Annotated in this window: 19 protein-coding genes; 10 read left to right on the forward strand and 9 right to left on the reverse strand. The window is 75.2% G+C overall.

Going from position 1 to position 19,697, the window contains the following annotated elements; translation table 11 throughout:
- Positions 1-3: 3 nt before the first annotated feature.
- The 6 genes from COO58_RS11290 to COO58_RS11315 form a co-directional block, all read right to left on the reverse strand.
- Positions 4-831 carry an SWIM zinc finger family protein gene (locus tag COO58_RS11290; protein ID WP_176558789.1) on the reverse strand — a complete coding sequence of 276 codons (828 nt, stop codon included), beginning with the start codon at positions 829-831 and terminating at the stop codon, positions 4-6.
- Positions 828-3,599 (reverse strand): DEAD/DEAH box helicase, encoded by a 2,772-nt coding sequence (locus COO58_RS11295; protein WP_255292586.1) that lies wholly within the window; start codon positions 3,597-3,599, stop codon positions 828-830. The genes COO58_RS11290 and COO58_RS11295 overlap by 4 nt, the downstream gene beginning before the upstream one ends.
- 2 nt (positions 3,600-3,601) lie before the next feature.
- Positions 3,602-4,429 carry an ABC transporter permease gene (locus COO58_RS11300; protein ID WP_245666403.1) on the reverse strand — a complete coding sequence of 276 codons (828 nt, stop codon included), beginning with the start codon at positions 4,427-4,429 and terminating at the stop codon, positions 3,602-3,604.
- Positions 4,426-5,406, reverse strand: a complete 981-nt coding sequence (locus tag COO58_RS11305) for an ATP-binding cassette domain-containing protein (protein ID WP_091574617.1) — start codon at positions 5,404-5,406, stop codon at positions 4,426-4,428. Before COO58_RS11305 ends, COO58_RS11300 begins: the two co-directional genes overlap by 4 nt.
- A 69-nt stretch (positions 5,407-5,475) precedes the next feature.
- On the reverse strand, positions 5,476-6,123 hold the full coding sequence (locus COO58_RS11310; RefSeq protein ID WP_091574621.1) for a response regulator transcription factor: 648 nt from the start codon (positions 6,121-6,123) through the stop codon (positions 5,476-5,478).
- A complete protein-coding gene (locus COO58_RS11315) occupies positions 6,120-7,241 on the reverse strand; it encodes a sensor histidine kinase (RefSeq protein WP_091574626.1) in 1,122 nt (373 codons plus the stop codon). The genes COO58_RS11310 and COO58_RS11315 overlap by 4 nt, the downstream gene beginning before the upstream one ends.
- A 119-nt stretch (positions 7,242-7,360) precedes the next feature.
- Here COO58_RS11315 and COO58_RS11320 point away from each other — a divergent pair, with 119 nt between their 5' ends.
- Both COO58_RS11320 and COO58_RS11325 read left to right on the forward strand, forming a co-directional pair.
- Positions 7,361-8,209: an ABC transporter ATP-binding protein gene (locus COO58_RS11320; RefSeq protein ID WP_091574628.1), complete on the forward strand. Its 849-nt coding sequence runs from the start codon at positions 7,361-7,363 to the stop codon at positions 8,207-8,209.
- The gene (locus tag COO58_RS11325; protein WP_091574632.1) at positions 8,206-9,177 is read left to right on the forward strand and encodes an ABC transporter permease subunit; all 972 of its coding nucleotides are present in this window, start codon (positions 8,206-8,208) and stop codon (positions 9,175-9,177) included. Before COO58_RS11320 ends, COO58_RS11325 begins: the two co-directional genes overlap by 4 nt.
- A 41-nt stretch (positions 9,178-9,218) precedes the next feature.
- On the opposite strand, the gene COO58_RS11330 is transcribed toward COO58_RS11325, so the two are convergent.
- A complete protein-coding gene (locus COO58_RS11330) occupies positions 9,219-10,097 on the reverse strand; it encodes an alpha/beta fold hydrolase (RefSeq protein ID WP_091574635.1) in 879 nt (292 codons plus the stop codon).
- Positions 10,098-10,170: 73 nt separating this feature from the next.
- Between COO58_RS11330 and COO58_RS11335 the strand changes: the two genes are divergently transcribed.
- Positions 10,171-12,153 carry a BTAD domain-containing putative transcriptional regulator gene (locus COO58_RS11335; RefSeq protein WP_255292587.1) on the forward strand — a complete coding sequence of 661 codons (1,983 nt, stop codon included), beginning with the start codon at positions 10,171-10,173 and terminating at the stop codon, positions 12,151-12,153.
- Here the strand turns inward: COO58_RS11335 and COO58_RS11340 are convergent.
- On the reverse strand, positions 12,122-13,051 hold the full coding sequence (locus tag COO58_RS11340; RefSeq protein WP_091574638.1) for a hypothetical protein: 930 nt from the start codon (positions 13,049-13,051) through the stop codon (positions 12,122-12,124). The two genes, COO58_RS11335 and COO58_RS11340, sit on opposite strands and share 32 nt — an antisense overlap.
- 185 nt (positions 13,052-13,236) lie before the next feature.
- Here COO58_RS11340 and COO58_RS11345 point away from each other — a divergent pair, with 185 nt between their 5' ends.
- From COO58_RS11345 to COO58_RS11380, 7 genes are all read left to right on the forward strand, one after another.
- The gene (locus tag COO58_RS11345) at positions 13,237-14,628 is read left to right on the forward strand and encodes a pyridoxal-dependent decarboxylase (RefSeq protein WP_091574642.1); all 1,392 of its coding nucleotides are present in this window, start codon (positions 13,237-13,239) and stop codon (positions 14,626-14,628) included.
- 5 nt (positions 14,629-14,633) lie between these two features.
- Positions 14,634-15,266 carry a hypothetical protein gene (locus tag COO58_RS11350; RefSeq protein WP_245666407.1) on the forward strand — a complete coding sequence of 211 codons (633 nt, stop codon included), beginning with the start codon at positions 14,634-14,636 and terminating at the stop codon, positions 15,264-15,266.
- A gap of 163 nt (positions 15,267-15,429) precedes the next feature.
- Positions 15,430-15,831 (forward strand): YbaB/EbfC family nucleoid-associated protein, encoded by a 402-nt coding sequence (locus COO58_RS11355; protein ID WP_091574645.1) that lies wholly within the window; start codon positions 15,430-15,432, stop codon positions 15,829-15,831.
- Positions 15,818-16,138, forward strand: coding sequence for a type VII secretion target (locus tag COO58_RS11360; RefSeq protein WP_091574651.1), 321 nt, complete (start codon positions 15,818-15,820; stop codon positions 16,136-16,138). Before COO58_RS11355 ends, COO58_RS11360 begins: the two co-directional genes overlap by 14 nt.
- Positions 16,135-17,436 (forward strand): hypothetical protein, encoded by a 1,302-nt coding sequence (locus tag COO58_RS30690; protein ID WP_255292588.1) that lies wholly within the window; start codon positions 16,135-16,137, stop codon positions 17,434-17,436. The genes COO58_RS11360 and COO58_RS30690 overlap by 4 nt, the downstream gene beginning before the upstream one ends.
- 13 nt (positions 17,437-17,449) lie before the next feature.
- Entirely contained in the window at positions 17,450-17,923 is a 474-nt protein-coding gene (locus tag COO58_RS11370; RefSeq protein ID WP_098744901.1) for a hypothetical protein, read from the forward strand.
- Positions 17,924-18,404: 481 nt separating this feature from the next.
- A complete protein-coding gene (locus COO58_RS11380) occupies positions 18,405-18,671 on the forward strand; it encodes a DUF4926 domain-containing protein (RefSeq protein WP_098744902.1) in 267 nt (88 codons plus the stop codon).
- A 306-nt stretch (positions 18,672-18,977) separates the two neighbouring features.
- On the opposite strand, the gene COO58_RS11390 is transcribed toward COO58_RS11380, so the two are convergent.
- Positions 18,978-19,664 (reverse strand): hypothetical protein, encoded by a 687-nt coding sequence (locus COO58_RS11390; protein ID WP_098744904.1) that lies wholly within the window; start codon positions 19,662-19,664, stop codon positions 18,978-18,980.
- Between the last annotated feature and the right edge of the window lie 33 nt (positions 19,665-19,697).

The raw sequence follows: 19,697 nt of genomic DNA on the forward strand, positions 1-19,697 counted from the left end.
CGGTCACGGGTCCGCCGGGTCACCGGCGAGCAGCCGGCGGGCCCGTCGCGCGGCGTCGGCGGCCAGGGTCGCCAGCGCGGTGGCGTCGACCCCGGGCGCGTCGTGCCCGGCCAGCAGCGGCGCGAGGTCGAGCGGCGGGCCGGTCACCGCCGCCGGTGGGCCGGGCAAAGCGGCGGGCCCGGCCGCGTACGCCTGCGCGGCCGGCACGCCGGTGGCCTCGTCCGGGCCGGCGGCGGTGACGGTCCGGCGGGCGTTGCGGGCGCGCAGCTCCGCGATCAGGTCCGGCTCGGCCCGGCCCCGGGCCAGCAGCAGCACGAACGGGTCCCGGTCCAGCAGCCAGGCCGCCTGGTAGGACAGGGCGGCGGCGTGCCGGCAGGGGTGGTCCCAGGACGGGCAGTCGCACTCCGGGTCCAGGTCGCCGGGCCCGGGCAGCAGCCGCACCCCGACGGTGTCGGCGGTGTCCACCAGGTCGTGCGGCATGTCCCGGTCGAGCAGCGCGGCGATGTGCCCGGCGCGGGCGGCCACCGCGTCCAGCAGGCGGTCCCACTGGGCACCGGTGAGGGTACGCAGCCGCACCACCGTGTCGTACGGGTGCTCCGGGTCGCCGTCGTGGACCGCCGCGCCGATCCGGCCCGGGCTGACCGTGATCGGTCCGACCTGGCCGGCGAAGGCGTACCGCCGGCCCCGGGCGAGCTGCGCCGGGTCGAGCGCGGCGTGCTCCATCGACTCGATCCACGCGTTGCCCCACCAGGTGTCGGCGAACCGGCGGCCGACCCGCCGCCCGGGCCCGAACGCGGGGAAGCTGCGGGCCGGCTCGTCCTCGCCGCTCATGCCGTCTCCTCCAGCCGCACCAGCCGGAACAGGTCGGCGTCGGACAGCTCGGTCAGGGCGGTCTCGCCGCCGGTGAGCACCGCGTCGGCGAGTTCCCGCTTGGACTCCAGCAGGGCGGCGATCCGCTCCTCCAGCGTGCCCTGGGCGATCAGCCGGTGCACCTGCACCGGGCGGGTCTGCCCGATGCGGTGGGCGCGGTCGGTGGCCTGTTCCTCCACCGCGGGGTTCCACCACCTGTCGTAGTGCACGACGTGGTCGGCCCGGGTCAGGTTCAGGCCGGTGCCGGCCGCCCGCAGCGAGAGCAGGAACACCGGCACGTCGCCGGCCTGGAAGCGGCGCACCATCTCTTCCCGCCCGGCGACCGGGGTGCCGCCGTGCAGCAGCTGCGCGGGTACGCCCCGCGCGGCGAGGTGCCGTTCCAGCAGCCGGGCCATCCGCACGTACTGGGTGAAGACCAGCACCGCGCCGTCCCCGGCCAGGACGGTGCCCAGCAGGTCGTCGAGGAGTTGCAGCTTCTCCGAGCGGCCGGTGAGCGGGCCGTCGACCTCGCCCAGGTAGTGCGCGGGGTGGTTGCACACCTGCTTGAGCGCGACGAGCAGCTTGAGCACCCGACCCCGGCGGGTCACGCCGGTGGCCTCCCGGATCTCCGCCATCACCTCCTGGACCACCCGCCGGTAGAGCGCCGCCTGCTCGTCGGTGAGCGGCACCGGATGGTCGGTCACGGTCCTCGGCGGCAGCTCCGGCGCGATGCCGGGATCGGACTTGCGCCGCCGTAGCAGGAACGGGCGGACCAGGCGGGACAGCCGGTCCAGCGCGGCCGGGTCGCGGTCGGTCCCGATCGGGCGTGCCCAGCGGGCGCGGAACGCCCCGGCGGCGCCGAGCAGGCCGGGGGTGGTCCAGTCGAGCAGCGCCCACAGGTCCGGTAGGTCGTTCTCCACGGGTGTGCCGGTGAGCGCGACCCGGGCCTCGGCCGGGATCTCCCGCAGCGCGCCCGCGGTGTCGCTGAGGCGGTTCTTGACGTACTGGGCCTCGTCCGCGACGACTAGGCCCCACCGCAGGCCGGCCAGCGTCGCGGCGTCCCGTCGCAGGGTGCCGTAGCTGGTCAGCACGAACCCGTCGGCGACCCCGTCGAGGGTGCGCGCGGCGCCGTGGAACCGGCGTACCGGCACGCCCGGGGCGAACCGTCGGATCTCCCGCTGCCAGTTGCCGAGCACGGAGGCGGGGCAGACGACCAGGGTCGGCCCGGAGCGCCGGCGCAGGTGCAGGGCAACCACCGTGACGGTCTTGCCGAGGCCCATGTCGTCGGCGAGGCAGCCGCCGAGGCCGAGCGCGGTCATCCGGTCCAGCCAGCGCAGCCCGCGCAGCTGGTAGGCGCGCAGCGTGCCGGCCAGTCCGGGCGGCGCGGCCAGCGGCTCGGCGCCGCCGTCGGGCTCGGCGATCCGATCCCGCAGCGCGTCCAGCCAGCCGTCGGCAACCACCTCGACCCGCTCCCCCGCCACCTCCGTGCTGCCGATCAGCGCGGCGGCCAGCGCGTCGTAGCCACGCAGCGGCGGCAGCGAGCGGTCCCGGGCCCGGCGGGCCAGCTCCGGCGGGACCGCCACCCACCGGCCGCGCAGCCGGCGCACCGGCCGGCCGGTGGCCACCTGCGCCGTCTCAGCCTCGGTCAACGGTTCGCCGGCCAGCGTGAGCTGCCAGCTCAGCGGCATCGGCGCGGCCGACCGGAGGTGCCCGGCCACGTCCGCGGGCGGTCGCGGTGGCGTCGTGATCAGCGTCCGGGTTCGCAGGTCGCGGTGCAGCGCGTCCGGCCACGCGACGGTGACGCCGGCCGCGTCGAGGCGCGCCCCGGCGCCGTCGAGCAGGTCGGCGACGTCCTCGTCGAGCAGCGGCAGCGTGACCGGGTCGGCCCGGTCGAGCAGCCGCTCCAGCGGCGTCCACACCGTCGCCGCCCGGCGTACCGCACGCATCGCCTCGACCGTGGCGTTGTCCCCCAGCGGGTGGTCGTCGCCGGCCCAGAGCGCCGCCGCGTCGGTCACCACGGTGGGATCGGCGAGGCTGCGCATGCGCACGACGGCGGTGAGCGCGCCGTCCGGGTCGGCCGGCCCGGCCAGGCGCAGCGCGGTGCGCAGGCCGGTGTCCACCCCGGCGGAGACGTCCCGCGCCCAGTCGCGCAGCTCGGCCGACCCGACCGGTTCCGGACAGGCGAACCGGCCGACGCCGTCCGGGGTCCGCGCGAGCGTGTCGGCGACCGCGTCGAGGAACGCCCGGACCAGGGCCTCCGCGTCGGGCAGCAGGAGCTTCTCCGCGTCCGGGTCGACCGGCGCGGCGCGGGCCCCGGCCGGCATCGCGGCGGCGAGCGCGCGGATCCGTTCGACGTCGGCGGCGTCGAACGGGCCCACCCGCCAGGCGTCGTGGCCGTCCGGGGACACGCCGGGCAGCAGCCGGCCCCGGGCGACCAGGTGCAGGCCGGTGCGCGCCGCCGCGGACCAGAACGCGGCGGCGGGCGTGGCGTCCCCGTCGGGGCGCGGCGCGACCAGCCGGGACAGCGCCGCGCCCACCGGCACCGCGACGACCGGCACGTGCCAGGCCTCCACCGGGCCGTCCAGCGGCAGCGCGAGCGTCAACTCGCATCGCTCCCCCAGCGCGTCGTACGCCTCCGGCAGCGCGTCGCCGCCCGGGTCGTAGCAGGCGAGCGTGCCGGCGCGGGGCGGATCGGCCGGCCGGAGGACGATCCCGCACCGCCCGAGGTCCGCCTGCGGGGCCACCGTCACGCTCAGCCGCCCAGCGCGCGGTAGCGCCGCAGCGACAGCGGCAGGAACACGGCGATCAGGGCCAACGGCCAGAGCACCGCCAGCAGTGGGTGGTGCGCGGTCACCCACGAGTCGCCGCCCCAACCGGGGTTGCCGAACAGCTCGCGGGTGGCGCCCACGGTCGCCGACAACGGGTTCCACTCGGCGACCGCGCCGAGCCAGCCGGGCATGGTGGACGGCGCCACGAACGCGCTGGACAGGAAGCCGAGCGGGAACTCCAGGGTCTGCACGGCGGTGACCGCGCCCGGCCCCTTCGTCACCAGCCCGAGGTAGATGCCCACCCAGGCCAGCGCGAAGCGCAGCAGCAGGATGAGCCCGAGCGCGGCGAGCGTGTCCCCGGGACCGCCGTGTGCCCGCCAGCCGACGGCCAGGCCGGCGAGCAGCATGACCGCGAGGGTCACCACCGCGAACAGCATGTCGGCGGCGGCCCGCCCGACCAGCGGGGCCAGCCGGGACACCGGCATCGAGCGGAGCCGGTCGGTGACCCCGCGTTCGGCGTCGGCGGAGACCGCCACGGTGGTCTGGCTGATGCCGAACAGCATGGTCATGGCGAACATGCCGGGCAACAGGAACTCCCGGTAGTCGCCGCCGCCGGGCACCTGGAGCGCGCCGCCGAACAGGTAGGCGAACATCAGCAGGATGAGCACGTTGAAGGCCAGCGCGCCGAGCAGCGGGCCGGGGTCGCGGCGCCACTGCGCGAGGGCGCGCAGGGTCAGCGTCAGGCTGTCGCCGGCCAGGGACGGCCGTCCCGGGCGCAGGTCGCCGCCGGCGGGCAGGGTCGCGCTACTCACGCGGGCACCTCCAGGGTGTCGTCGCTGCGGCCGGCGGCCGACGCGGGCCGGCCGGTGAGCCGGAGGAAGACCTCGTCGAGGGTGGGGCGGCGCAGCGTCACGTCGGCCACGGTCACCCCGTCGGCGTCGAGCGCCTGCAGCACCTCGGTCAGCGCGCCGGCCCGGTCGTCGACCTGGGCGCTGACGGCGCGCCGGTCGGGGTCGACGTCCGGCTCGGCGGTGGCCACCCGGCGCAACCGCTCGGCGGCGGTGGCGAGGTCGCCGGCGTCGCGGACGACCAGGTCGATCCGGTCGCCGCCGAGGCGGGACTTGAGCGCGTCCGGGGTGCCCTCGGCGACGACCCGCCCGGCGTCGAGGACGCAGATGCGGTCGGCGAGCTGGTCGGCCTCGTCGAGGTACTGCGTGGTGAGCAGCACGGTGGTACCGGCCCGGACCAGGTCCCGGACCGCCTCCCACACCTCGTTGCGCCCGCGCGGGTCCAGCGCGGTGGTCGGTTCGTCGAGGAAGAGCACCGACGGCGCGAGGATCATGCCGGCGGCCAGGTCGAGGCGGCGGCGCATGCCGCCGGAGTAGGTGCGGACCGGTCGGTCGCCGGCGTCGGTGAGTCCGAACCGGTCCAGCAGCTCGGCGGCGCGGGCGCGGGCCCGGGCGCGGCCAAGGTGGAACAGCCGGCCGAAGATCACCAGGTTCTGCCGGCCGGTGAGCGCCTCGTCCACGGCCGGGTGCTGCCCGACCAGGCCGATGCGGTAGCGCACCTGGTCGGGCCGGCGGGCCACGTCGAAGCCGGCGACCTCGGCCCGCCCGGCCTCGACGCGCAGCAGGGTGGCCAGGGTCCGCACCGCCGTGGTCTTGCCGGCGCCGTTGGGGCCGAGCAGCCCGCAGACCGTGCCGGGTGGCACCCGCAGGTCGAAGCCGTCCAACGCGGCCGTGTCGCCGTACCGCTTGCGCAGGCCCTCCGTGATGATGGCGTGCTCCACCGTGTGCCCCCTCCGTCGACAGCCGCACTAACGTACAACGTACGGTAGCGCGTCCGCCAGTGGTGCCGGTCACTCGACGACGCGGTGCTCCCAGGCCCACACCGCGATCTCGGTGCGGTTGCGCAGACCGAGCTTGGTCTGCACCGTCGACACGTGGCTCTTGACCGTGCTCAGCGAGATGAACAGCTCGGCGCCGATCTCCAGGTTGGTCCGCCCCCGGGCGATCTCCCGCACCACCTCCACCTCCCGGGCGGACAGCGCCGGCAGCCGCGCGTCGGGCTTCGGCGCCAGCGGGGCCAGGTGCCGCAGCAGCCGCACCGTCACCGACGGCGACACCAGCGCGTCGCCCTGGTGGGCGGCGCGGACCGCCTCGACCAGCAGCGCCGGACCGGCGTCCTTGAGCAGGAACCCGGCCGCGCCCCCGCGCAGCGCGCCGTAGACGTACTCGTCGAGGTCGAAGGTGGTCACCACGACCACCCGCAGCGGGTCGACCACGCCCGGCCCGGCCAGGGCCCGGGTCACCTGGAGACCGTCCAGCCTGGGCATCCGGATGTCCACCAGGCACACGTCGGGACGTAGCCGGCGGGCCTGCGCGACCGCGTCCACGCCGTCGGCGGCCTCGGCGACCACGGCGATGTCCGGCTGGTCCTCCAGGATCAGCCGCAGCCCACCCCGGATCATCGCCTGGTCGTCGGCGAGCAGCACCCGGATGGTCACGCGGACCCCCCGTCGCGTGGCGGCAGGACGGCCCGCACCGACCATCCGCCGGCCGGGCCGGGGCCGGCGCGCAGCGTGCCGCCCAGCGCCTCGACCCGCTCCCGCATGCCGACCAGCCCGTAGCCGCCCCGGTGGGCCGCCGGCGCCGGCGGCCCGTCGTCGATCACCTCGACCACGACGCCGGCGGGCTCCTCGTCCACGGTGACGGTCACCGTCCGCGCGTGCGGGGCGTGCCGGGCCACGTTCGTCAGGGCCTCCCGGACCACCCGGTAGACGCTGCTGGTGATCTCCGGCGGCCAGGACGGCTCCGGGTCGGGCAGGCGCAGCCGCACCGGCGGCCCCTGCCGGCGGAAGCGGTCGACCAGCGCCTCGACCCGCTCCGGCCCGGCCGAGGCGGGCGGTCCGTCCTCGGTGTCGCGCAGGAGCCCGACCAGGCGGCGCATGGCCCGCAGCGCCTCGCCGCCGGCGGACTCGATGCCGGCCAGCGACTCGGTCGCCCGCGCCGCGTCCCGCCGGGCGACCAGGTTGGCTGCCTGCGCCTGCACCACCATGCCGGTCACGTGGTGGGCCACCACGTCGTGCAGCTCCCGGGCCAGCTCCCGCCGTTCGTCCCGGCGCACCCGCTCGGCCGCGGCCCGGGCCCGCTCGTCCCGCAGCCGCGCCGCGAGCCCGGCGGCGACGCCGACGAGCCAAGCCAGCGAGTACACCGCCACGACGCCGGACCCGCCCGCGCCGGGCCGCATCGCGAGCCACGCGCCGACGACCACGGCCAGCCCGGCCCCGGCGACCGCGGCGGCTGGCGCCGGCGCCAGCACGCGTACCGCCGTGCCGACCAGGACCGCCGACGCCAGCGCCAACGCCGGGCCGGGCTCGGTCGGCAGCTCGAACAGGCGGGCGACGGCGACGGCCAGCCCGGTCACCGCCAGTCCGGCCGCCGCCGTCCACGCCGGCTGCCGGCGGCGGACCAGAGCCAGCGCGCCGACCACGACGGCGGCGGCGCCGCCGACGAGCCAGTACCGCAGGCCCCAACTCGCGGCGATCGCCACCGCCTGGACACCGATCGCCGCGACCAGCGCCACCGCGAGCCCCGTCGTGGCCGCCACCCGTCTCACACCCATGCCCAGCACGGTAGGAGATCGCCGGCCGCGACGAACCGGCCGAAAGGAGGGTCACCGGCGGGCCGGGACCCTGCTCCGGACCGATGCCGGCCGCCCCCGCCGTGCCCAGGATGAGCCGCATGAACCCACCACCCGTCCTGCACGCCGAGCGGCTGACCAAACGGTACGGCCGCCGCACCGCGCTGGCCGACTGCGACCTGAGCGTCCCGCGCGGACACGTGGTCGGCCTGGTCGGCCCGAACGGCGCCGGCAAGTCCACCCTGCTGCAACTGGTCTGCGGCCTGATCACGCCGACCTCGGGCACGCTGTCGGTGCTCGGCTCGCCGCCGGCGGCGGACGCCGCCCACCTGGCCCGGGTCGGCTTCGTCGCCCAGGACACCCCCGTGTACGCCTCCCTGACCGTCGCCGAGCACCTGCGGATGGGTGCCTGGCTTAACCCGTCCTGGGACGTCGCGCTGGCCCGCCGGCGGATCACCGAGGCCGGCCTGGACCCGGGGCAGAGGGCGGGCCGGCTCTCCGGCGGCCAGCGCGCGCAGCTCGCGCTGACGATCGCCGCCGCGAAACGCCCCGAGCTGGTCGTCCTCGACGAGCCGGCCGCCGCGCTGGACCCGCTGGCGCGCCGCGACTTCCTGCGCGGTCTGGTCGACTTCGTGCGGGAACTCGGCGCCACCGCCGTGCTCTCCTCGCATCTGCTGGGTGACGTGGCGCAGGTCTGCGACCACCTGGTCGTGCTCTGCGACGGGCGGGTGCAGGTGGCCGGCCCGGTCACCGACCTGCTCGCCACGCACCACCGGGTCGACGACCCCGCCGCCGCGCCCGCCGGGGCCGAGGTGGTCTGGGCCGAACCCGGCCGCGTCGTGGTCCGGGGCCCGGCGGTACGCGGCGGCGCGCCGGTGCCGTTGGAGGAGCTGGCTCTGGCGTACCTGTCCCGGGCCGCCCACCCGGCGGGCGCGGCGGTGACCCGATGATCCGGTTCACGCTGCGCCAGTTCCGCCTGCCGGCCCTCGCCGGCCTGCTCCTGCTGGCCCTCGCCGGCGCCGGGCTGCTGCGCCTCGGCGCGGACGTCCGTGCCGTCCCCGACCCGGCCCGGCTACCCGACCGGTACGCCCAGACGATGCTCTTCCTCGCCGGCGGGTTCGCGCTGGTGCCGGCGCTGCTCGGCGCGTTCTGGGGCGCGCCGCTGGTCGCCCGTGAGCTGGAGGCCGGCACCCACCGGCTGGTGTGGAACCAGAGCGTGCCGCGCACCCGCTGGCTCACCGTCAAGCTGGTGGTCACCGGGCTGGCCGCCGCGCTCGTCGCCGGTGTGCTCAGTGCGGCCCTCACCTGGGCGGCCGCGCCGGTGGACCGGGTGGCCGGCGACCGGTTCAGCACCGTGCTGTTCGGCGCGCGCGGCCTCGCGCCGGTCGGGTACGCGGTGTTCGCCCTGGTCCTCGGCGCGGTCACCGGGCTGCTGCTGCGCCGCACCCTCCCGGCGATGGCGGTGGTGTTCCTGGTGGTCGTCGCCGTGCAGCTCGCGGTGCCGAACCTGCTGCGCCCGCACTACCTGCCGCCGGAGCGGGTCACTGTGCCGATGACCGCCGACGCGGTCAACCGGGCCCGGAACCTGGGCAGCATCACCGGCGGCCCGGTCGTCGGCGGGCTCGACGTGCCGGGGGCCTGGGTCACCGACATCAGCCCGCTGCGCACCGCCGACGGGCGGCAGCTCTCCGACGCCGCGTTCGGGGCCTGCTTCCGCGACCCGCCCCGCACCGGCGCCACCGGCACGTTCGGCGACACCGCCGTGTGCCTCGGCGCGCTCGACCTGCACGTGGACCTGGCCTACCAGCCCAACCGGCGGTTCTGGCCGTTCCAGTGGATCGAGCTGGCGCTGCACCTCGGCGCGGCCGGCCTGCTGGCGGCGCTCGGCCGGTGGCAGGTGCGGCGACGCGCCGGCTGAGCGGACGGTGCGGGCGCCGCGCGGCGCCCGCACCGCCGCGCCTACCGCTTCAGCAGCGCGCGCAACGCCGCGACGACCTCGTCCGGGGCCGACTCGGCCAGGAAGTGCCCGGCCGTGGTGGTGCGGTGCTCCAGGTCCGGCGCCCAGGCCCGCCACACCGCCTCGGCGTCGTAGCCGAGCGCCGCGCCCCAGTCCTGCTGGATCACGGTGACCGGCATGGTCAGCCGCCGACCGGCGTCCCGGTCCGCCCGGTCGTGCGCCACGTCGATCCCGGCCGAGGCCCGGTAGTCGGCCACGATCGAGTCGACCGCCTCGCGGGAGGCCCGCAGGTACTCGGCCCGCACGTCGGCCGGCATCGCCGCCGGGTCGCCGCCCCAGGCGTCGAGGAAGTGGCCGAAGAAGGCGTCCGCGCTGGCCGCGATCATCCGCTCGGGCAGGCCCGGCGGCTGGGCCATCAGGTAGAGGTGGAACGCGACCGACGCGGACGAGCCGTGCAGCACGTCCCACATGTCGAGGGTGGGCAGCACGTCCAGCGACACCAGGTGGGTGACCGCGTCCGGGTGGTCCAGGCCGGCCCGCACCGCGACCAGGGCGCCCCGGTCGTGCCCCGCCAGCGCGAACCGGTCGTGGCCGAGCGCGCGGGCCAGGGCCACCACGTCGGCGGCCATGGTCCGCTTGGCGTACGTGTCCTCGCCGCGCGCGGCCGGCTTGTCGCTGGCGCCGTAGCCGCGCAGGTCCGGGCAGATCACGGTGTGCTCGGCGGCCAGGTCGGCGGCGACGTGCCGCCACATCAGGTGGGTCTGCGGGAAGCCGTGCAGCAGCACGACCGGGCTGCCGGAGCCGCCCACGGCGACGTTCAACGCCACGCCCTCGGCGACGGTGACGCGCTGGTAGTCGAATCCTGCGATTGCGGTGGTCATCTCGGTGCCTCTCTGCTTCGTCGTACCGGCCCAGCGTGGCGGCGCCGGATGAGCAACCGATGAGCGCGGTACGGTGACCCGGGTCCGGAAGGGGGCGTCGGTGCAGGTCGGCTTCGGTGTGCTGGGGCCGGTGACGGCCTGGGACGACACCGGTGGACCGGTCGACCTGAAGGGTCCCCGCCACCGCGCCGTGCTGGCCCGGCTGGTCGTCGCCCGGGGCCGGGTGGTGCCGGTCGACCACCTCGTCGACGACCTGTGGGACGACCCGCCACCGGGCGCGGTGGGCGCGGTCCGCACGTTCGTGGCCGCGCTGCGCCGGGGCCTGGAGCCGCGGCGGGCGCCCCGCGAGCCGGCCCGGCTGCTGGTCACCGAGGGACCCGGGTACGCGCTGCGCGCCGCCCCCGACGCGGTGGACGCCTGGCGGTTCGAGGACACGGTGACCGCCGCCGCCGTCGCGCTCCCCCGGACCGCGCTCGACCGCCTCGACGAGGCGCTGGGCTGGTGGCGCGGGCCCGGGTACGCCGACGTGGACCGGCCGTGGGCGCGCGCCGAACGTTTCCGGCTGGACCAGGTGCGGCTGACCGCGGTGGAGCGGCGCGCCGAGGCGCTGCTGACGCTCGACCGGGCCGCCGACGCCGTACCGGACCTCGACGCGCACGTGGCCGAGCACCCGTGGCGGGAGGACGGCTGGCGGCTGCTGGCGCTGGCCCTCTACCGGGCCGGGCGGCAGGCCGACGCGCTGGCCGTGCTGCGCCGCGCCCGCGAGCTGCTGCGCGAGCAGCTCGGCCTCGATCCGGGGCCGCGCCTGCGCCGGTTGGAGACCGACCTGCTGCGCCAGGTCGACCCGGAGCCGGCCGGGCCCGCGCGGGTCTGGGCGGAGACCGCCGCCGCGTACGAGCGCAGCGTGGTGCCCGGCGCGCGGGCCCGGATCGAGTCCACCGTCGGCCTGCTGCGCAGCCTCGCGGTGACCGGGGCGGGCGGCCTGGAGGCGGCCCGGGACCAGCGAGAGGCGGCCATCACCGCCGCCGAGCACCTGGGCGACCCGGAGTTCACCGCGCGGGTGATCGGCGGGTACGACGTGCCCGCGATCTGGACCCGGTCGGACGACCCGGAGCAGGCGGCGCGGGTGGTCGCGGCGGCCGAGCGGGCGCTGGCCGGCCTGGGCCCGGACGCGCCGGAGGCCACCCGGGCCCGGCTGCTCGCCACCGTGGCGGTCGAGTCGCGGGGTGGCGGGTCGGCGCGCGCGCCCGCGGCCGCCCGGGAGGCGGAGGCGATCGCCCGGCGCCTGGCCGACCCGGCCCTGCTGGCGCAGGCGCTCAACGGCGTGTTCATGCAGACGTTCCACCGCGCCGGGCTGGCCGCCGAGCGGGACACGATCGGCGCGGAACTGGTCACGCTCGCCGCCCGGCACGGCCTGGCCACCGTGGAGATTCTCGGGCACCTGATCCGGGTGCAGGCGCGCGGCGCGCTCGCCGACTTCACCACCGCCGACGCGCACGCCGACGCGGCGGACCGGCTCGCCGCCCGGCACGAGAGCCCGCTCGTCGGCGTGTTCACGGGCGGCTACCGGGCCATGCGGACCGCCGCCACCGGCGCCGCGTACCCGGAGGCGGAGGCGGTGTACCGGTCGTGGGCGACCGCGCTGGCCGGCTGCGGAATGCCCGGCGTGGAACGGGGACTGCTGCCGCTGGCGCTGCTCTGTCTACGGGTGTGGCACGACCTGCCCGCCGACGTCCCCGACGACACCGACTGGGGCCCGTACGCGCCGTGGGCCCGCCCGCTGGTGCTGCTCGCCGCCGGGCGGCGCGACGAGGCCGCCGGCGCGCTGCGCCGGACCCCGGAACCGCCCCGCGACCTGCTGCTGGAGGCGATGTGGTGCCTCTCCGGCCGGGCCGCCGTGACGCTCGGCGACCGGGACGTGATGCGGCGGGCCCGGGCCGCGCTCGCCCCGGCCGCGGGCGAGCTGGCCGGCGCCGGCAGCGGGATGCTCACCGTCGGACCGGTCGCCGCGCACCTGGACCGGCTCACCGCCGCCCTGTCGGAGGCGCCAGGGTGACTCCGTCGACCCCTGTCCGCCGGGTCGCCGCGCCCGCCGGGCCCGAGGCCGGGCGCCGCCGGGGCGGGTCGTCCGGCCACCGCCACCAGATGCCGTAGGCGCAGTCGGGATCCGGTCGCCGCAGGGTCACCTCGTAGACGACCTTTCCCGTGGTGAGGTCGCCGCGGGGCTCGCAGGGCGTGCGGGCCACCTCCTGGCGACTGGAACCCGATCGGGTTCTCCGCCACACCACCTGCCACGCCTCGGCGGGCGCGTCCAGCCGGTCGAACTGCACCCGCACGGACAGCCTCCGGACCCGCCGCTCCTCGCAGCTCTCCCGGTAGTAGGGCTTCATGGGCGCGTACACGTCCTCGAACACCTGCCTGATCCCGACGCTCACCCGACGACCCCGGGCGAGCGGGCCGAGCAGGTACAACCATCGGTAGACCCGCCCGTCCTCCTCAGCCACGGCGCCGTCGAGCAGGCGGTGCTCCGGGAACAGCGACGTCGCCTCCTCGACCACCCGGTTCTGTCCACTCCAGTGGGACCGGACGCCCACCAGACGGATCTGCCGGGTGGCCCGAACCCGTTGCCGCCGCGTGTAGGCGTAGCGGTGGTGATCCCGACCGTCGTCGCCCCTGACCCGGGTGACGACCAACGACCCGTCCAGTTCCTCGATCAGAAAGTCCGGCGGGCGGTAGACGCAGCGCACGTAGTAGGTCGCCACCGAGGCGGCGAACAGAAGCGCCGCGAGGACGGCGAGGGTCGCCGGTGGGAGGCGCAGCGCGACGAGCCACGTCGTCCCGACGCCGTACACCGTCACGAGCGCCGTGCCGGCGAGGACGACGAGCTGGAGCAGGTCGGAACTCTGGCGGGCGAGGCGGGCGGGGGTGCTGTCCAGCAGTCTCCGCAGACTCATCGGTCCTCCCGGGCGCCACCTCGTCGGCGGGAAAGCCACCGACGGTCCGTCCAGTCCACACAATCGCAGGAGTCGACGGGTGAGCCAGCGGTCACGGACGTCACTCAGCACTCACTCCGAGTGCCACCACCGCCCGTCGGCGCCGGCGGCACCCGGCCTTCCGGCAACGGCGCTAGGGTGCGGCGATGGACGAGCTGAGGGACCTGTTCCGCCGGGCCGCCGACCACGCGGCCGACTACCGCCGGTCGCTGCCGGACCGGCCGGTCGGACCACCGGTCGACCAGGCCGCGCTGACCCGGGCGTTCGCCGTTCCGCTGCCGACCGCGCCGACCCCGCCCGAGCGGGTGCTCGCCGACCTGGTCGCCGCCGCCGAGCCCGGTCTCGTCGCCACCGCCGGGCCGCGCTACTTCGGCTTCGTGGTCGGCGGCGCCTCGCCCGCCGCGACCGCCGCCGACATGCTCGCCGCCGGCTGGGACCAGATCGCGTTCAACCCGGTCACCTCGCCGGCCGCCGTCGCCGCCGAGACGGCCGCCGGCGGCTGGCTCAAGGACCTGCTCGGCATCCCGGCGACCGCGTCGGTCGGCTTCGTCACCGGCGGGCAGGCGGCCAACACCGCCGGCCTCGCCGCCGCCCGGCACCAGGTGCTCGCCGACGGCGGCTGGGACGTGGAACGGCGCGGGCTGACCGGCGCGCCGCCGGTCCGGGTGCTCGCCGGCGCCGAACGGCACGCCACCGTCGACCGGTCGCTGCGGCTGCTCGGCCTCGGCACCGACGCGGTACGGGAGGTGCCCGCCGGCCCGCAGGGCGCGATCGACCCGGACGCGCTGGCGGCGGCGCTGCGCGAGGCCGGTCCCGGCCCGACCGTCGTGTGCCTGCAGGCCGGCAACGTGAACACCGGCGCCTGCGACGAGCTGCGCCGGGCGTGCGACCTGGTGCACCGGCACGGCGGCTGGGTCCACGTCGACGGCGCGTTCGGGCTGTGGGCGGCGGCCGCACCGACCACCCGGCACCTGGTCGACGGGCTGGAGGCGGCCGACTCGTGGGCCTGCGACGGCCACAAGTGGCTGAACCTGCCGTACGACACCGCGTTCGCGTTCTGCGCCCGGCCCGATGTGCACGCGGCGGCCCTGTCGTACGCGGCCGCGTACCTCGTGGGTTCCGGCGGCGTGCCGGCGGGCGCGGACCTCACCGCGGAGTCCTCGCGGCGGGCCCGGGGTTTCGCGGTCTGGGCGGGCCTGCGGGAGCTGGGCCGCGACGGCGTCGCCGCCCTTGTCGAGCGGTGTTGCGCGCTGGCCCGGCGGTTCGCCGACAGGCTGACCTCGGCCGGGTTCGAGGTGGTCAACGAAGTGGTGCTCAACCAGGTGCTGGTGGGGTTCGGCGACGACGCGCGCACCGACCGGGTGGTGGCCGCCGCGCAGGTCGACGGGACGTGCTGGGTGGGCGGGACGACGTGGCGGGGGCGGCGGCTGATGCGGATCTCGGTGTCGAACGCCACCACGACGGAGGCAGACGTGGACCGGACGGTGGCGGCGCTGGTCCGGCTGGCCCACGGCGCGGGCGAGGGCGTGGTTCACTGACGGCCGTGACGTGGCGACGGGCCGCCTGCGCGGCGGTGGTGCTGGTCGTGGCCGTGGCGACCGTCGGCGGATGGCGCTGGTGGCACCAGCGTCCGCCCTACGGTCCGGAGGCGCTGCACCTGAGCTCGTCGCTGAAGTTCGTCAGCTACGACGAGGCGCAGGCGGCCCTCGGTCCGGCGTACCAGGCGCCGGTGGCGTCCGACGGTGACCAGCTGGTGATGGGCCGGGTGTCCTGGCAGACACCGCCGGCGCCGCTGGACGGCGGATACTTCGCGCTGTTCCTCATCGACAAGCGCACCGACTACAAGCCGCCGGTGTTCGGGGTGTCCGCGCCGCAGCGGAGCGTCGGCATGGGCAGCGCCGGGGTGGAGAACAGGATCCCGGACCGCTACCCGTGGTTGCGCGGGGCGGGTCACATCCGGGTGGGCGATGGGTGGCTCAGCGCGGGCACCCGACTGGCGATCGGCGACGTCGGCGCCTCGCCGGTGACGTTCGTGGCGCTCTTCCCGCACCTGGACCGGCCCCTGCGGGACCTTCCGATGGCCAGCGCGCCGGTGACGTTGCCGGACCTGCTGTTGGCGCTGGTCTACATGGGACCCGACGGGCAGGTCTACTGGGCCCAGCGGCTCCAGGGCTGAACACGCCGCCCCCAGCCGGCGAGGCGCAACAGATGCCCCCCATCCGTCCTCACGCTCCCACGTGACGCTGCTCGTCCGCCGGGGATGGCGCCACACGGGGCATACACAGAGCGCGACCGGTTGGTAGCGTGACGGTCACCGGTGTCCCTTGGGGAGGGTGGCCATGTGGGCGGACGAGGCCGCGTTGGACGCGGCGACGCGCCGGCTCGACGAGTGGGAGTCGTCCCTCGCCGACCGGGCGACCCGCGCCCGTGACCTGTCCGCGCGCACGCAGGCGCTGACCGGCACCGCCCGCAGCGCCGACGGCCTGGTCGAGGTCACCGTCGACCCGTCCGGGTCGCTGGCCGACCTCCGGCTGGACGAACGCATCCGACAGCACTCCGCCGCCCACACCGCCCGGCAGATCCTGGCGACCGCCCGAGCGGCCCGCGCCGACCTGCTGCGACACCTCACCGAGGCGACCACGCAGGCCCTCGGCGAGGACGACCCGGCCGCACGCGCGATCGTCGAGAGCCACCGGCGACGGCTCGACCCCGACCCTGGCGCGCCGGATGCCGGGCGGTGAGGGCCTCCAGGTCGACCCGGACGACCTGACCGCCCACGCCAGCCACCTGCATCGCTGCGCCGACCGCATCGACACCGCGCGCGGCGCCGGCCAGCAGGTCCGGTTGAGCGCCGACGCGTACGGGCAGCTCTGCGCGATCATGCCGCTCCTGCTCGACGGCCTCCAGCGCACCCTGACCGACGGCATCGGCACCGCCGCCGCCTCGGTCCGCGACACCGCCGACAAGGTGCGCGCCGGCGCCGAACGCTACCGCGCCTCCGACGCTCACGCCGCCCACCTCCTACACCGGGTGCGGCAGCGGCGGTGACCACCAACCCGCTGGTCGCCACCGCGACGGACGCCGGCCCCAGCGCCTGGGCCGGCGTGTGGATCTGCGAGGACATCGAACTCATCGCCCAGGGCGTCCGCACCGGCAGCTGGATCGACGGCGGCCTCGGCGTGGTCAGCGCCGGCCTGGACGCGCTCGCTCTGGTGTCCGACCCGGCCGGCGCGCTCCTGCAGTACGGCATCGCCTGGCTCATCGAGCACGTCCGGCCGCTCAGCGAGGCCCTGGACTGGCTCGCCGGCGACCCGGCCGCCATCACCGCGCACGCCCAGACTTGGCGCAACGTCGCCGCGTCGTTGCGGGAGGACGCCGCCGAGCTGGCGCACGCCGTCCGCACCGAGGTCGCCGGCTGGACCGGGACCGCCGCCACCGGCTACCGCCGCTGGGCCGGCGAGCAGCAACAGGCGATCACCGGGCTGGCGCAGGGGGCCGAGGCGATGGCCGCGATCACCGAGGGCGCCGCCGGCCTGGTCGCTGCCGTGCGACTGCTGGTCCGCGACGCCGTCGCCGCCTGCGTGTCCCGCCTGATCGTGTACGCGACGGAACTGGTCGCCTCGGCCGGGCTCGCGACGCCGCTGGTCGTCGAGCAGGTGACCACGACGGTGGCGTCCTGGGGAGCGCGGATCGCGCGGCTGGTGCGGGGGTTGTTGGCGAGCTTACGGCGGTTGATGCCGGAGGTGCGACGGCTCGGCGACCTGATCGAGAAACTGAAAGAGGCGCTCGGACGGCTCATCCCCCGCCGCCCGCCGGAAGGTTCTGGGAATGGCCCGTCCGACCCCCGTGATGGCGGTTCTAGGCCTCGATCTATCGATTTCGACCCAGGCAAGCAGCACGGTCCGCTCGGGGTTGACTTCCGTCCGGGAGTGGACGACCCTCGCGGCCTGTTCGAAGAGAAGGAGCGCGCCCTCGCCGACCGCCTCGGCGACGAGGGCGACATGGTTCACCCCAGAGAGCGAAACGACAGCGTATACAAGCTCAAGAATCCAGACGCAATGGTGCGGTCCGGGCCGGGTGATCCGGGGGTCGTCACCGAGTTCAAGACTCTCGAAGTCTCCAGTAGCGAATCGGTTCGCCGTAACATCTTGACAGCAGGCAAGCAGGTGGCTCAGACCGGAGGCGGCGACCTGGTCATCGACGGCCGCGCGGTGGGTCTGAGTGAGGAGGATGCGCGGCGAGGCTTTGCCCGAGCGCTTGGGCAGCATCACCAGCACGGCAGCGCCCTGCCTGGTCAGGTTCGCATCGTTCTGGGCAACAATCGAATACTCACACTTCCTGAATGATCACGGTGCTCACATGTCTACGTTGGAACACATATTCATCCATACGCAGGACCCACTTGACAGGGTCGCTGACCGGATCGCCTCAACCGTCGGCATGAAGACCTCAGTCGGGCCCGAAAAAGCGATCTACCTCAGCCGTCCCGCCCATTGCGATCCGAGTCGGGAAGTCGGCGGTGAGATCGCCGTGAACTACCTCGCCTATCCATCCGATGTTCCTGAGGAACAGTCCCTCCTGGATGCCTACGAGATCATGTGGGACTTCGGATACACCGGCAGGAACCGCGACATCCAACTAACCGAGGCCCGCAAGGTCTTCGAGCAACTCTCCGCCGCACGACTGTGGCCAGCGGCGTTGGTCGGAGGACTCGACTCTCTGGTTGCTGCCTGGGATCCCAACCTGGGGCTCACCTGGTTTCCGCCGGGCACCTCGCCCGATGCGGTCGATCGCCCTTCCTGGCAAGGCTATCTGGCCCATCTGAAGGCCTGAAGTCCGCTCGCTCCACTGGATGCCCGGCGGGGGTTGGCCCGGAACCACCGGCCAGATCGGTGCTGAAGCGAGAAGGACTAGCGCACGCACTGAAGCACGAAAGGGTCCGGTCAGGCCGGAGATGGGTTTGATGGCCGCCTTTGGCGAGTGGCTCGCCGCCTATGACGTCGTGTACCGCGTTCTACCCGCAACGTCCGATCTACCCTGCCCCACCTGCGACCACCGCACTCTACGTATGGTGTTCACGGGTCCCCCGGCTGCCGGATATGGCTACGTCTCGTTCTGGTGCGACACCTGTCTCGAGGGCATCCACGTGTCCCGTGCGCCAGTTCCCGCCGGTGTGGCGGCACGGCCGATCAACACACCCGACGAGGAGCGCGGTCGAGACGTCCCGAACTATCGCCTGGTGACGTAGTGGAGGCCGGCGCGACCGCCCTTCGCTGATCATCACCATCTTGTTCCCGCCGAAGTGAGGACACCCGTGGAGCTGCAGGACCTGGTCGAACTCAGGGCCGCCCTTCCGGGGGAGAACCTGCCCGCCGGGGCGGTCGGTACCATCGTGCACGTGTTCCACCGGCCCGAGTTCGCGTACGAGGTGGAGTTCACCGACGAGGACGGCCGGATGATCAGCAGCCTGCTCTCACCCCGGACAAGATCCGACAGGCCGAGGCTGCCGACCTCGGACAGCAGCACTGACCTGGGCTTCCGAAGGAAGACATGCCTTTCCCCGGATACCGGGCTCACCTGAGCCCTGAGACAGTGACGACATGGGCATGATGGTGATCGCCCGGCGGGTCGACGCTCCGGCGGACGAGGTGCGCTACGAGTTCGGGTTCGGGGACAGGTTCGACCGCACTCTGTTCATCGATCCACGAACATCGGAGGCGCGTGTCGAGGACGGTGCCTTCGATGCCGCCGCCAGCGCCATCACCGCCAAGGTCGTCAACTTCTGGCGGGACCACGGTGAATTCCGCAACGGATGCTCTTCGCCAGTTAGCCATGCACCAGCGGGACCGAGTGGATGGCGGCTGACGACGCGGGAGCTACCCGTCGGTCACGGCCAGGTGGGCGGGGGCGGGCCGAACGCGCGGCGACCGGCACGCACCGCCAGGGTGGCGAGAGCGGCGTTCGCGCCACCACCGATCAACGCACCGATACCGAACGGCGCCACTCGGCCGAGAACGATGATTCCCTGCTTGGTCCCGTACTTGGTGACGAAGTGCTTTCCCAGGACCTTGTTGATCTGCTTCAACGTCTCGCCGGGCACCTTTGCGACGATCTGGCGTCCCCAGTGCTGCCCGGTGCGCTCGGCGACCTTGCTGATGGTGGCGGAGCCGGATCCGCCGAGCATGATTCCCATGACGATCGTGCGGCGACGTTCGATCTCGTCGATGCGGACTCCGTGGACTTCGGCGATCGAGAGCGCGAAGAGGGCGCTCAGTTCGAGGGAGGAAAGAGCCTCGCCGGCCGAGAGCGCCAGGGCGACGCCGGTGCCGACGCCGGGCGCGGCCGCCGCTCCGCCCACCGCCGCACCCGTCCCGGTCAGTGCGCTGATGTACATCCGTTCCAGGTTTCGGATCACCTGTTCAGGCGTGGCCTCGGGGTTCCGCTGGCGGGCCCGGGCGATGTTCTTGGCCACCAGTGGGCTCTGGATGGCGATGGCCTTGTCCAACAGGGCAAGGACTCGCTGCCCAGGTACGGCTTCCTCGGTAACCGGTCCGTCGAGGGCATCTGTCGCCATTATGTGAACTCCTTCGACTGTCAGTTCCGACCG

Source organism: Micromonospora sp. WMMA1996, from assembly GCF_002573675.1.
Lineage (GTDB): Bacteria > Actinomycetota > Actinomycetes > Mycobacteriales > Micromonosporaceae > Micromonospora > Micromonospora sediminicola.

Coding starts and splice junctions, on each gene's coding strand:
- COO58_RS11290 (WP_176558789.1), bottom strand. CDS start 831: ATGAGCGGCGAGGACGAGCCGGCCCGCAGCTTCCCCGCGTTCGGGCCC.
- COO58_RS11315 (WP_091574626.1), bottom strand. CDS start 7,241: ATGGGTGTGAGACGGGTGGCGGCCACGACGGGGCTCGCGGTGGCGCTG.
- COO58_RS11320 (WP_091574628.1), top strand. CDS start 7,361: ATGAACCCACCACCCGTCCTGCACGCCGAGCGGCTGACCAAACGGTAC.
- COO58_RS11325 (WP_091574632.1), top strand. CDS start 8,206: ATGATCCGGTTCACGCTGCGCCAGTTCCGCCTGCCGGCCCTCGCCGGC.
- COO58_RS11330 (WP_091574635.1), bottom strand. CDS start 10,097: ATGACCACCGCAATCGCAGGATTCGACTACCAGCGCGTCACCGTCGCC.
- COO58_RS11340 (WP_091574638.1), bottom strand. CDS start 13,051: ATGAGTCTGCGGAGACTGCTGGACAGCACCCCCGCCCGCCTCGCCCGC.
- COO58_RS11345 (WP_091574642.1), top strand. CDS start 13,237: ATGGACGAGCTGAGGGACCTGTTCCGCCGGGCCGCCGACCACGCGGCC.
- COO58_RS11355 (WP_091574645.1), top strand. CDS start 15,430: ATGTGGGCGGACGAGGCCGCGTTGGACGCGGCGACGCGCCGGCTCGAC.
- COO58_RS11360 (WP_091574651.1), top strand. CDS start 15,818: ATGCCGGGCGGTGAGGGCCTCCAGGTCGACCCGGACGACCTGACCGCC.
- COO58_RS11370 (WP_098744901.1), top strand. CDS start 17,450: ATGTCTACGTTGGAACACATATTCATCCATACGCAGGACCCACTTGAC.
- COO58_RS11390 (WP_098744904.1), bottom strand. CDS start 19,664: ATGGCGACAGATGCCCTCGACGGACCGGTTACCGAGGAAGCCGTACCT.